General features: G+C 66.0%; 12 protein-coding genes. 7 read left to right on the top strand and 5 right to left on the bottom strand.

The window, feature by feature from the left end; genetic code table 11:
- Positions 1-147: 147 nt before the first annotated feature.
- Positions 148-606 carry a MarR family winged helix-turn-helix transcriptional regulator gene (locus ATO6_RS04065; RefSeq protein ID WP_088622637.1) on the bottom strand — a complete coding sequence of 153 codons (459 nt, stop codon included), beginning with the start codon at positions 604-606 and terminating at the stop codon, positions 148-150.
- A gap of 95 nt (positions 607-701) precedes the next feature.
- On the opposite strand from ATO6_RS04065, the gene ATO6_RS04060 reads away from it, so the two are divergent.
- The 4 genes from ATO6_RS04060 (at position 702) to ATO6_RS04045 (ending at position 4835) form a co-directional block, all read left to right on the top strand.
- On the top strand, positions 702-1163 hold the full coding sequence (locus ATO6_RS04060; protein ID WP_088622636.1) for a hypothetical protein: 462 nt from the start codon (positions 702-704) through the stop codon (positions 1161-1163).
- 133 nt (positions 1164-1296) lie between these two features.
- Positions 1297-1917, top strand: coding sequence for a ribonuclease HII (locus tag ATO6_RS04055; RefSeq protein ID WP_088622635.1), 621 nt, complete (start codon positions 1297-1299; stop codon positions 1915-1917).
- Between the two features lie 108 nt (positions 1918-2025).
- The gene (locus ATO6_RS04050; RefSeq protein ID WP_088622634.1) at positions 2026-3120 is read left to right on the top strand and encodes a site-specific DNA-methyltransferase; all 1095 of its coding nucleotides are present in this window, start codon (positions 2026-2028) and stop codon (positions 3118-3120) included.
- A 182-nt stretch (positions 3121-3302) separates the two neighbouring features.
- The gene (locus ATO6_RS04045) at positions 3303-4835 is read left to right on the top strand and encodes a serine hydrolase (protein ID WP_141101928.1); all 1533 of its coding nucleotides are present in this window, start codon (positions 3303-3305) and stop codon (positions 4833-4835) included.
- 63 nt (positions 4836-4898) lie between these two features.
- Here the strand turns inward: ATO6_RS04045 and adh are convergent, their stop codons facing one another.
- The 4 genes from adh to ATO6_RS04025 form a co-directional block, all read right to left on the bottom strand.
- Positions 4899-6419 carry an aldehyde dehydrogenase gene (gene adh, locus ATO6_RS04040; protein ID WP_088622632.1) on the bottom strand — a complete coding sequence of 507 codons (1521 nt, stop codon included), beginning with the start codon at positions 6417-6419 and terminating at the stop codon, positions 4899-4901.
- Between the two features lie 124 nt (positions 6420-6543).
- Positions 6544-7506 carry a GAF domain-containing protein gene (locus ATO6_RS04035; protein ID WP_176440862.1) on the bottom strand — a complete coding sequence of 321 codons (963 nt, stop codon included), beginning with the start codon at positions 7504-7506 and terminating at the stop codon, positions 6544-6546.
- Between the two features lie 105 nt (positions 7507-7611).
- The gene (locus ATO6_RS04030) at positions 7612-8739 is read right to left on the bottom strand and encodes an alkane 1-monooxygenase (RefSeq protein WP_088622631.1); all 1128 of its coding nucleotides are present in this window, start codon (positions 8737-8739) and stop codon (positions 7612-7614) included.
- Between the two features lie 29 nt (positions 8740-8768).
- On the bottom strand, positions 8769-9854 hold the full coding sequence (locus tag ATO6_RS04025) for an A/G-specific adenine glycosylase (protein ID WP_088622630.1): 1086 nt from the start codon (positions 9852-9854) through the stop codon (positions 8769-8771).
- 95 nt (positions 9855-9949) lie between these two features.
- On the opposite strand from ATO6_RS04025, the gene ATO6_RS04020 reads away from it, so the two are divergent.
- From ATO6_RS04020 to ATO6_RS04010, 3 genes are read left to right on the top strand one after another with little or no spacing between them, the layout of a single operon-like run.
- Positions 9950-10456, top strand: coding sequence for a DUF721 domain-containing protein (locus tag ATO6_RS04020; RefSeq protein ID WP_088622629.1), 507 nt, complete (start codon positions 9950-9952; stop codon positions 10454-10456).
- A gap of 26 nt (positions 10457-10482) precedes the next feature.
- The gene (locus tag ATO6_RS04015) at positions 10483-11136 is read left to right on the top strand and encodes a DsbA family protein (RefSeq protein ID WP_088622628.1); all 654 of its coding nucleotides are present in this window, start codon (positions 10483-10485) and stop codon (positions 11134-11136) included.
- The gene (locus ATO6_RS04010; RefSeq protein ID WP_088622627.1) at positions 11136-12254 is read left to right on the top strand and encodes a CaiB/BaiF CoA-transferase family protein; all 1119 of its coding nucleotides are present in this window, start codon (positions 11136-11138) and stop codon (positions 12252-12254) included. The genes ATO6_RS04015 and ATO6_RS04010 overlap by 1 nt, the downstream gene beginning before the upstream one ends.
- Positions 12255-12372: the final 118 nt, after the last annotated feature.

Genomic DNA, 12372 nt, shown 5'->3' with positions numbered 1-12372 from the left:
GGCCGCCGGTCCCGGCGGGTGAGCAGCGCCGGGGCCGTTTGAAGCAAGGGGGCGACACCGGTCGCCCCCTTTTTCATTGTCGGTGTTGGAGGCCTCTCGACGGCGGCGTCCGCCAGACCCGCGCCGATGACATGGCGCGAGGGTCGATCAAGGATCAGTCGGCGGCGGTCCGTCGTCATGCTGGCCGAAAGTCTCCACCACCTTCGCCAGTAGCCCGAGGAACTGATCCCGCTCCTCGGGGGTCAGCCCGGACAGGGCCGAGCGGTTCACCGAAAGGGCCGCCTCGATCGCCGGATCGCGCAGGGCCTTTCCCTTTTCAGTCAGATGGATGACCTGCACACGCCCGTCGTCCGGGCTCTGCCGCCGTTCGATAAGTCCGTCGCGGTGCATCCGGGACAGGGTGTTTGCCATGGTCGCCTGTTCCACGCCGATCCTGCGAACCAGCTCGGCCTGGGTCAGCTCCGTTCGCTCCCAGAGCTGGACCATGACCGGGAACACGCCGGTCGACAGCCCCATCGGCTTGATACGCGTCTGCAGGGCGGCCGCGAACCGGCGCGCAAGGTCGTTGACCAGATAACCGGCCGAGGTTTGCCGAGAGAACGTCATAGGGGACCGGATACATAAGAATAGCACGCTATGCAATATATCCATAGCGTGCTATGTTGATGCGACTCGACCCCGGCTCAGCAAGGAAGCACGACATGGCGAAAATCATTCATCCGATCGCAGGCGCAGTGGCCCTGCTGCTGATATTCACCTTCTGGAGCACGACGATAGGCGTGGAACTGTTCGGCACGACCCGACAGGTCATCGCCGTCAAACAGGCGATCCCCTGGGGATTCCTGCTGCTGATCCCGGCGATGGCCGTGACGGGCGGAACCGGCGCGATACGGTCCCGTGGCCGAACCGGCGGCCTCGTCGGACGCAAGACGCGGCGCATGCAATATGCCGCCGCCAACGGGATCCTCGTGCTGATACCGGCGGCCCTGTTCCTGTCACGACAGGCGGCGGCGGGGGATTTCGGCTGGGCATTCCAGACGGTCCAGGCCGTCGAGCTGATCGCAGGCACCGTGAACCTCGCGCTGATCGGGCTGAACATGCGCGATGGCCTGCGCATGTCGGGTCGCTTGAGACGGCGGTCGCGCGGGAAATCGGTCGGCTGACGCGCCAGTCGGGCGATGCACGAGGCGGGGGAGCGACCTGCCCCCGTCCCGCGCCGCAGGCCAGGCGGACAAGGCGTCGCCCCTGGCTCAATTCCCCTTGCCCCCGCGCGCCGCGCGGGGTTCATGGGGAGCCATGGAAGGTCCCGATTTCTCGTTCGAACAGATTGCCATGTCCAAAGGCATGGTCCGCATCGCCGGCGTCGACGAGGTCGGGCGCGGTCCGGTCGCAGGGCCGGTGACCGCCGCAGCGGTGGTGCTGGACGCCGCACGGATCCCCGAGGGGCTGAACGATTCCAAGAAACTGACGGAAAAACGCCGCCGCGCCCTCGCGGAAGAACTGCACGCGGTGGCCGAGGTCTCGATCGCGCACGCAAGCGTCGAGGAAATAGACGCGATCAACATCCTGCGCGCCAGCCATCTGGCGATGTGCCGTGCCGTCGCCGGGCTGGCCACCCCGCCCTGTCACCTGCTGATCGACGGCAACATGATCCCGCGCGACCTGACCCTGCCCGCCGAAGCGGTCATCAAGGGCGACGCGCGGTCGCTGTCCATCGCCGCTGCGTCGATCGTGGCGAAAGTCGCCCGTGACGCGATCATGTGTGACTTGGCGCAACACCATCCCGGCTACGGCTGGGAAACGAACGCCGGCTATCCGTCAAAAAGCCACAAAGCGGCGCTTCTAGATCTGGGGATAACCCCACACCATAGACGGTCCTTTGCGCCGGTGCACAATATCTTGTGGCAAGACGTTTAGTTAACCTCTTGATTCAAAAAAGAAATTGACCGCGAATCGGCTTTGACTCATCCTTCTCGGCAATGATCGAGCGCCACCAACGGCGCCGGGACGAGGCAGATAAGAACGATGACGAACGCAAAAGGCGCAGCCCCGCTGCCGCTGAATACGATCCTTGCCGGTGATTGCGTGGAGGCGATGAACGCGCTTCCCGAGAACTCGGTCGACCTGATCTTCGCCGATCCGCCCTACAACCTGCAGCTGAAAGGCGACCTGCACCGCCCCGACAATTCCCGCGTCGACGCTGTCGACGACCACTGGGACCAGTTCGACAGCTTCCGCGCCTATGACGAGTTCACCCGTGCCTGGCTGGCCGCCGCGAAACGCGTGCTGAAGCCCAACGGCGCGATCTGGGTCATCGGCAGCTACCACAACATCTTCCGCGTCGGCGCCGAGCTTCAGAACCAGGGCTACTGGATCCTGAACGACGTTGTCTGGCGCAAGTCGAACCCGATGCCGAACTTCCGCGGCAAGCGCTTCACCAACGCGCATGAAACGATGATCTGGGCGTCCAAGGACGAAGGCGCGAAATACACCTTCAACTACGAGGCGCTGAAATCGCTGAACGAAGGCGTGCAGATGCGGTCCGACTGGGTGATCCCGATCTGCAACGGCGGCGAGCGGCTGAAGGACGCCAACGGCGACAAGGCCCACCCGACGCAAAAGCCCGAGGCGCTGCTGCACCGCGTGCTCGTCGGCTCGACCAACCCCGGCGACGTGGTGCTGGATCCGTTCTTCGGCACCGGCACGACCGGCGCGGTGGCCAAGATGCTGGGCCGCAACTTCATCGGGATCGAGCGCGAGGCCGCCTATCGCGAGGTCGCCGAGAAGCGGCTGAAGCTGGTCCGCAAGTATGACCGCGAGGCGCTTCAGGTCTCGACCGGCAAACGCGCCGAGCCGCGGGTACCCTTCGGCCAGCTGGTCGAACGCGGGATGCTGCGTCCGGGCGAAGAACTGTTTTCCATGAACGGACGGCACAAGGCCAAGGTCCGCGCCGACGGCACGCTGATCGGCGACGATATCAAGGGGTCGATCCATCAGGTCGGGGCGCATCTGGAAGGCGCGCCAAGCTGCAACGGCTGGACCTACTGGTGCTTCAGGAAGGACGGCAAGACGGTGCCGATCGACCTGCTGCGCCAGCAGATCCGGGCCGAGATGGACTGAGCCCACCCCCCACCGACATTCCAATTCCGAGCTGAACACCGCCAGCGTCGCGCAGCCCGCGTGATGCTCACCTATGCCCCGTCTCGTCAGAGGCGGGGTTTTTTCTGGTGCGTTGACCGGTGTCAAAGCGCGTCGGGGCCCGACGCGCAAACCTGCGGCGATCCCGATCGAAAGGACCGCCCGTGCTACGCTTACTCGCGATCGTCTGCCTCGTTCTGTCGTTCCGGCCTGCCATGGCCCAGCAACCCGGCCTGCACTACGCGGCGCTGACCGGCGACATCCCCATGCTGCAAGGACTTCTGACAGCCGGCGCCGATCCCGACGCCCAAGACGCCTACGGGTCGACCCCGCTGAGTGTGGCCGTCACTTTCGACAAGGACGCGGCGGTCGCCGCGCTGCTGGCCGGTGGGGCGGACCCGGACGCGGTCGAGGCACAGGGTTCGACTCCGCTGCACCTGGCCGCATTCTTCGGACGGCGCGCCGCAGCCGAGGCCCTGATCGCGAGCGGTGCCGATATTCATCTGCGAAATGGCGAAGGCTCCACCGCCTTCGACATTGCCGCGCAGCCAGCCGCGCTGGACGCGGTGGCGTTGGCCACGATCAGCGGCGCCCTCGCACCGCTCGGGTTCCGGGCCGAAGCCGGGGACATCGACGCGGCGCGACCCGGCATCGCCGCGCTGTTGCGCGCGGACATGGCACCGCCGCCCGACTACACACCTGCACCCGGCGGAATGCGCAGGGGCACCCCGGACCTGCCCGCAGGTGCCTTGGACGCGCTCTTCGGCGATGCGACACACCTGCCGAACCTGCGCGCCCTGCTTGTCGTTCAGCACGGCGACCTCGTGGCGGAACGCTACTTCAACGGCGCCGAACGTGACCGGCCCGAACTGATCCAATCGGTCAGCAAGAGCGTGATCTCGGCCCTCGTCGGTCTGGCGATCGAGGACGGCTGCCTGTCCCTTGACGACACCGCCGCAAGCCTGCTGCCCGAGGTATCCGCCGACCCGGCCAAGGCGTTGATCACCCTGCGCCAGTTCCTTCAGATGCGCTCGGGCCTTCCGTGGGAGGAAACCGATCCCGCGCTCTGGCAGGAACTGCTGAAGGGTGAAACGCTGAAGATGGCGCGCGACTTTCCTCTGGTGGCGCAGCCCGGAACGGCCTTCCACTATTCCAACCTGACCGCGAACATCCTCGCCCTCGTCACCGCACGGCAGTGCGGGACCGACCTGATGGACATGGCGCGCGACCGCATTTTCGACCCTGTTCAGGGGCAACTCGGTGAATGGTGGGCCGATCCCGACGGCTACCGCTACCCGCTGTTGCATATGACGGCCCGGACCGCCGCGCGGTTCGGCCTGCTCTACCTCAACGGCGGAACATGGAACGGGCGGCACTTGATCCCGGCCGGATGGGTCGCCGCGTCGCTGGAACCTCACACGCCCGAAGCGAAGCTGCGCGACAACGAAGAGGCCCGGATCGGGCGGTGGTTTCGCGATGTCGGCTATGGCTACCAATGGTGGTCGGCGCGCATCGGCACGCGCGAAGTCGATTTCGCATGGGGCCACGGCGGCCAGCTGATCATCCTCGATCCGCAGGACGACCTGATCCTCGTCACGCTGGCCGATCCGTTCTGGAACCAGCACGATGCCGTGTCATGGCGGCATGAACGCGGTGTGTTGAACCTGGCGGGCAAGTTCATCGCCCTGCTGCCCTGAGAAACGGAGAGCGGGCCGGGGGAGTGCCCGGCCCGCTGCATGCCCGAACGCCGAGGAGGCGGCTTAGAAGAAGCCCAGCTTGTTCGGGTTGTAGCTGACCAGCATGTTCTTGGTCTGCTGGTAGTGGTCGAGCATCATGCGGTGGTTTTCGCGCCCGATGCCGGACTGCTTGTAGCCGCCGAAGGCCGCATGCGCCGGATAGGCGTGGTAGTTGTTGATCCACACCCGCCCGGCCTCGATCGCGCGGCCGAAGCGGTAGGCGCGGGTGCCGTCACGGGTCCAGACACCGGCGCCGAGGCCGTACATCGTGTCGTTCGCGATGGCGAGCGCCTCGGCCTCGTCCTTGAAGGTCGTGACCGAAACGACGGGGCCGAAGATCTCCTCCTGGAACACGCGCATCTTGTTGTGGCCCTTGAGGATCGTCGGCTGGATGTAATAGCCGCCCGCGATGTCGCCGTTGAACCGCGCCGCATCGCCGCCGATCAGCACCTCGGCGCCTTCCTCGACCCCGATGGTCAGGTAGGACATGATCTTGTCCTGCTGTTCCTTGCTGGCCTGCGCGCCGACCATCGTCTCCATCAGGCGCGGATCGCCCTGCTGGATCGCCTTCACCCGTGCGATGCACTTCTCGATGAACGCCTCGTAGATGTCCTCGTGGATCAACGCGCGGGACGGGCAGGTGCAGACCTCGCCCTGGTTGAAGGCGAAGAGGACGAAGCCCTCGACCGCCTTGTCGAGGAAGGCGTCGTCTTCGTCCATGATGTCCTTGAAGAAGATGTTCGGGGACTTGCCGCCCAGTTCCAGCGTCACCGGGATCAGGTTGACGGTCGCCGCCTCCATGATCCTGCGCCCGGTCTCGGTCGAGCCGGTGAAGGCGATCTTGGCGATGCGCGGCGAGGTGGCCAGCGGTGCGCCGACCTCGGGGCCCATACCGTTGACGATGTTCAGCACGCCGTCGGGCAGCAGGCCGCCGATCAGTTCGGCAAGGACCATGATCGCGGCGGGCGTCTGTTCGGCGGGCTTCAGCACCACGCAGTTGCCGGCGGCCAGTGCGGGCGCGAGTTTCCACGCGGCCATGAGGATCGAGAAGTTCCACGGGATGATCTGCCCGACCACGCCGAGGGGTTCGTGGAAATGATAGGCGACGGTGTCGTTGTCGATCTCGGACATCGTGCCTTCCTGCGCGCGCAGGACACCGGCGAAATAGCGGAAATGGTCGATCGACAGCGGGATGTCGGCGGCGGTCGTCTCGCGGATCGGCTTGCCGTTGTCCCATGTCTCGGCGGTGGCGAGCAGGTCGAGGTTCGCTTCCATCACATCCGCGATCTTCAGCAGGATGTTCGAGCGTTCGGCGGCGCTGGTCCGGCCCCAGGCACCTTTCGCGGCATGCGCAGCATCCAGCGCCTTTTCCACGTCGGCGGCGTCGGAGCGGGCAACTTCGCAGACCTTCTCGCCGGTGATCGGGGTGATGTTGTCGAAGTATTTCCCGTTCACCGGGGCGACGAACCGACCGCCGATGTAGTTGTCGTAGCGGGTCTTGAAGGGCGAGGTGAAATAGGCCTCGACGCGGGTTTGGGTGTTCATGCGGATCCTCCTCCGTTCTCCGGCACAAGCGCCGGATCAAGGGAAAGATGCGTGAGCGATCCCTGTCTGTAACCGGGGGGTCGGCGGGCTGTATCGCGCCACTGTCTCAGCGCTGAGACAGGTTTCAGCCGTTTTGAGAGATACCGAGCCGGTTCATCCGGCGATAGAGCGTCGCCCGCCCGATCCCGAGCGCCCGCGCCGCCTGACTGACGTTCCCGCCGGACCGCGCGAGCGCGCGCATGACCGCCGCGCGTTCGGCCTTTTCGAATCCCCGCGCCTCGTCATCGCGGCCGAGGATATCGCTGGCGGGAACCGGGGCGATGCCCCCCTGCGCGCCGAAGCCATAGGCCCGGCGCGCGGCGCGGGTGGCGCCCACGACCAGATCGTCGCCGTTCACGGCCAGCAGCGAGGCCGCGCCCTGCATGTCGTCCGAGGCCACGACGATGCGATGACCGGGAAAGGCCGCGCGGAAGGTGTCTGCCTCGATCGCCTGCGCGGTCTGCGCGACCATCGCGCCGATCAGGCGGTTGAACGCCTCGGTCTGGTCGGTCCGGGCGGACGACACGTCCAGCGCCGCGATCAGGGTGCCGTCGGGGCCGTGGATCGGCGCGTCCATGCAGCTCATCCCGATGTTGCGGGCAAGGAAATGCTCGTCGCGGTGGATGGTGACCTGCCGCCGCTCTACGAGGCAGGTGCCGATGCCGTTGGTGCCCTCCGCCGACTCGCTCCAGTCCGCGCCGGGCCAGAGGCCCCACGCGCGGAACACCTCGGCATCGCCGTCGGTGCAGCGGTGTTCCATCACGATGCCCTCGGCATCGGTCAGCAGGACGCTGCAGCCGGAATGCCCGACAAGGCCGAATAGCGCGTCCAGCCGGGGCACCGCCAGCCGCAGCACATCCGCCATCGCCTCGCGACGGTCGGACAGTTCCCGCGCCTCGACCCGCTGGCCATGCGCCGCCACGGCCGGATCCAGCCCGTGGGTCTGGAATGACCGCTGCCATGAGGCGGCCAGCCGCGATTTTGCCGCGGCAGAGCCCGAACTAAGCGACGTAAGAACCCGCTCCACATGCTTGCTGGACGTCGCGATGATCGCCTCCCCTGCAGCGGCCCACGCTCCTCCGGTGCGCCGTGTCGCACGATGCTAGGCCGACTCAGCCCCGCAACTCAACCCGCTCTGCGGAATTTGAGCGGGTCAGGCGGTGTGGCGGCCGGTCTTGTAGGGCGCCCAGTCGGTGATCTCGGGGTAGTACATCGCCCGCCACTTGCGCACTCGCGGGTTCATCATCCGCCGCCAGACCGGCGGGACCATCGCGACCGAGCCCATGATCGGATAGCCATAGGGCAGCTGCGGCGCTTCGTTCTCGCCATAGGTCTGCAGCAGGGGGAACCGACGGTCCGGCTTGTAGTGATGGTCCGAATGGCGCTGCAGGTTGATCAGCAGCCAGTTCGTCGCCTTGTGTGCCGCGTTCCACGAATGATGGGGCTTCACATGCTCGAACTTCCCGTTGCCGAGGTATTTCCGCGTCAGCCCGTAGTGTTCGACGTAATTCGTAAGTTCCAGCTGCCATACCGCAACCAGAGCCTGCCACAGGAACAGCGCCAGCCCCGCCAGACCACCGATCAGGACCGCCAGCGTCAGCATCAGGATCTGCAGTGCCGCATAGCGCCAGAACGGATTGCGACGGTCCCAGACCGGTGCCTTCCGGCGGGCCAGCATCCGCTTTTCCGCCTCCCATGCCGAGCGCGGGCATTCCCGCAGGACCCGAAAGAAGAAACGGTGGAAGCCCTCGTTGTATTTCGCCGTCACCGCATCGCGGGGCGTGCCGACGTCGACATGATGGACCAGCAGATGTTCCGTCCGGAAATGGGAATACAGCACAGACGCCAGCAGCAGATCCCCCAGCCAGCGCTCGGTCCTGTTCTTCTGGTGCAGCAGTTCATGCGCAAAGACGATGCCGGTCCCGCCCGCCATGACCCCCACGCCGTAGAACAGAACAATCTTTTCCAGAGCGCCCAGATGCGTCGCGCGGGTGACATACCAGATCAGCCCGAACACCGTCAGCGCCTGCAGCGGGAACCAGACCAAGGTGACCAGCCGATACCAGAACAGTCCCTCTTCAGGCGTGTCGGGATCGGGATTCTCCTCGTTCATCCCCATCAGCACGTCCAGCAGGCTGGACACGACGTAGCCATAGACCGGCAGCAGCAGCACCATCCAGCCGCCCCAGATCGCCCCGATCCATGCAAGCGGCACGTTGATCAGCGCAATGGCGAACGGCAGGGCGGAACTGGGGCGAAGTGTAACTGACTGCGGTATCATGTGGCCTCCCGGCTCGGGACGCGGTTTCCTCAGGCAGTGTCGAACGCGTGCCGGGCGAGGTCAAACGCCTTCCGCATCACGGTGGGCAGATCGGACGGGCGGAATGACGCAGGCGCAACAAAAGCCCGGCCACCCGGCGGGATCTCGGCCGCGCGGAGGGTCTCCAGCCCCGCGATCGCACCATTGCCGCTGACCGCGACCGTCAGTTTCAGGTGGAAATGCGTGAAGGTGTGCAGCGCCTCGGCCTCCAGCAGCCGCCAGTCGCCGGGCACGGGCGGTTCGCTGTCGGGCAGCGGTTCGCTGACGTCCACCCAGGCGGTTCCGGGCCAGCTGAGCGTGCCGCCCAGCAACCCGCTCTCCACCCGACGCTCCAGCAGGACCGCCCCGCCGGCACCCCGCGCGACGAACACGATCCCGTGTCGCACCGGTTTCGCCTTCTTCGGCGTCTTCTTCGGCAGCTCGGCAGCCGTCCCCGCCCTCCGCGCCAGGCAGGGTTCGCGCAACGGACATATCCCGCAGGCGGGCGAACGCGGCGTGCAGATCGTCGCGCCCAGATCCATCACGGCCTGCGCATGGTCGCCGGGCCGCGCCTCGGGCGTCAGCCGCGCGGCCAACGCGGTCAGCTCCTTCTTGGACCCCGGCAGCGGCGCATGAATGTCGAAGAGCCGCGCCATCACACGCTCCACGTTTCCGTCCACTACCGTCTCGGGCCGGTCGAACGCGATCGCGCTGATGGCCGATGCGGTATAGGGCCCGATCCCCGGCAGGCTCATCAGCCCCTCGCGCGTGTCCGGGAACCGCCCTCCATGCTCCGCCACCACGGCCCGCGCGCATTTCAGCAGGTTCCGCGCCCGCGCATAATAGCCAAGCCCGGCCCATTCCCCCATGACCGCCCCGTCCTCGGCCCCGGCCAGCGCACCGACATCGGGCCAGAGCGTCGTGAACCGCGCGAAATACTCCTTCACCGCCGCGACGGTGGTCTGTTGCAGCATGATCTCGGACAGCCAGACCCGGTAGGGATCGGGCACGACACCCGCCTCCCTGTCCGCAGGCCCGACCCGCCACGGCAGGTCCCGCGCATGGACATCGTACCAGTCCATCAGCGCGGCGCTCATCTCCCGATCACGCAAGTTTTTCCCCCTGTAACACATCGCGTCTGGCCCCTGCCCCGCAGGCCACTACAATAGGGCCCGTCAGACCGAGGCAAGTCATGAACCGCCGGACCACCACGACCTACGGGTTCAAACGCACGTCCAGCCTTCTCGAAGGCCGGATCCGCCGTGCCGGCGAAACCCGCGGATTCGCGGTCACCCGCCTGCTGACCCACTGGGACGAGATCGCAGGCCCCGATCTCGCCGCTCTCGCCCGCCCGGTCGAGGTGAAATACGGCAGGCAGGGCCTTGGTGCCACCCTGACGCTGCTGACCGACGGCGCCCGCGCGCCGCTGGTCGAGATGCAGAAGGAAAAGCTGCGCGAACGCGTCAACGCCGCCTACGGCTACAACGCCATCTCGCGCATCCGCATCACCCAGACCGCCGCCACCGGCTTTGCCGACGGGCAGGTCGCCTTCGACGCCCGACGCCCGCAGGCCACGCCGACCGAGGATCCCGCCACCGCCATCGCCGCCCGCGCGGCGGCCAGCGACGTGGCCGACACGGACCTCAAGGCAGCGCTTGAGGCTCTGGCCCGTAATGTTCTAAGCAAACGCAAGAATTGAGAAAGGACCATATCTTGGACCGCAGGATGTTCATCGGAAGCGGCATCGTGGCCGCAGCCGCCGCGACCGGCACCTGGTACGCGATGCGCGACACCGGACCGGACGTGACGCTGATCAACGCGTCGACCACCGAAAACACGGAAAACGTGGACACGTCGGGCATTGTCGAGATGGTGCTGGGCGATGACGACGCCAAGGTGACGCTCAAGGAATACGCCAGCTTCACCTGCCCGCACTGCGCGAACTTCCACGAAACGGTGTATCCCGATTTCAAGCGCGACTACATCGACACCGGCAAGGTCAAGTTCGTCTATCGCGACGTCTATTTCGACCGCTTCGGCCTCTGGGCCGCGATGATCGCCCGCTGCGATCCCAACCGGTTCTTCGGCATCGCCAGCCTGATGTACAAGCAGCAGAAGGAATGGGTCGGCGGCGAATCCCCCGCAGCCATCGCCGAGAACCTGCGCAAGATCGGCCGCGTCGCCGGGCTGAACAACGAACAGATCGAAGCCTGCCTCGCCGACGAGGAAAACGCCAAGGCCCTGGTCGCATGGTCGCAGGCCAACACGGCGGCCGACGATGTGAACGCGACACCGACGCTGTTCATCAACGACGTGAAGCATTCGAACATGAACTATTCGGATCTGAAGAAAGTTCTCGACGAGGCGCTGGAGGCCTGATGACGACACCGCTGACCGGCCTCAAGGTCGTCGAACTCGCCCGTATCCTGGCCGGCCCCTGGGCCGGTCAGACTCTGTCCGACCTCGGCGCAGAGGTGACCAAGATCGAAGCGCCCGAAGGCGACGACACCCGCACCTGGGGTCCGCCGCACATCACCCGCAACGGCGAGACGACGGCGGCCTACTACCACTCCGCCAACCGCGGCAAGCGCTCGGTCACCTGCGATTTCCGCACGCCCGAAGGGCAGGAGTTTGTCCGCAACCTCGTCAAGGATGCCGACATCCTGATCGAGAACTTCAAGGTCGGCGGGCTGAAGAAATACGGGCTGGATTACGACAGCCTGAAGGAAATCAATCCGCGCCTGATCTACTGCTCGATCACCGGCTTCGGCCAGACCGGCCCCTACGCGAAACGCCCCGGTTACGATTATATCATCCAGGGCATGTCGGGCTTCATGTCGATCACCGGCGAACCGGACGGCCAGCCGCTGCGCGCGGGCGTTGCGATCACCGACATCTTCACCGGCGTCTACTCAACCGTCGCGATCCTCGCCGCCGTCGAACAGCGCCACCGCACCGGCCGCGGCCAGCACATCGACATGGCCCTGCTCGACTGCGCGGTCTCCGTCATGGCGAACCAGGCGCTGAACTATTTCGCCTCGGGCAACCCGCCGGTCCGCACCGGCAACACGCACCCGAACGTGGTCCCTTACCAGGTCTTCGAAACGGCGGACGGTCACATGATCGTCGCCACCGGCAACGACGGCCAGTACCAGCGCCTCTGCGACATCCTCGGCATGCCGGAACTCAAGGACGATCCCCGCTTCCTGCGCAACGGCGACCGCATCGCCAACCGCGAGATCCTGGTCCCCTTCTTCATCGAAAAGATCAAGACCTGGACCAAGGCTGACCTTCTGGCCGCCTGCGAGGCGAACAACGTTCCCGCCGGCCCGATCAACGACATGGCCGAGGTGTTCGACGATCCCCATGTCATCGCGCGCGGCATGAAACTGCATCTCGAAGGCGTGCCGACCGTCCGCTCCCCGATCATCTTCTCGGATGCGGAACTGAACCTGACCACACCCTCGCCGACCCTGGGCGAACACAACGGGAAATAGCGCGCAGCTTCCCCTGCTTCTTCTGGTCACAAATACTTTGGGGGAGCGCGAGGGGGCAAAGCCCCCTCGTCACCAAACAAGTAAAGGAATGCGCCGCAGGCGCGCATTCAGGTCACGC

It is taken from the genome of Oceanicola sp. 22II-s10i, from assembly GCF_002210105.1.
GTDB lineage: Bacteria > Pseudomonadota > Alphaproteobacteria > Rhodobacterales > Rhodobacteraceae > Pseudooceanicola.
This window is presented reverse-complemented; position numbering and strand designations above follow the sequence as displayed.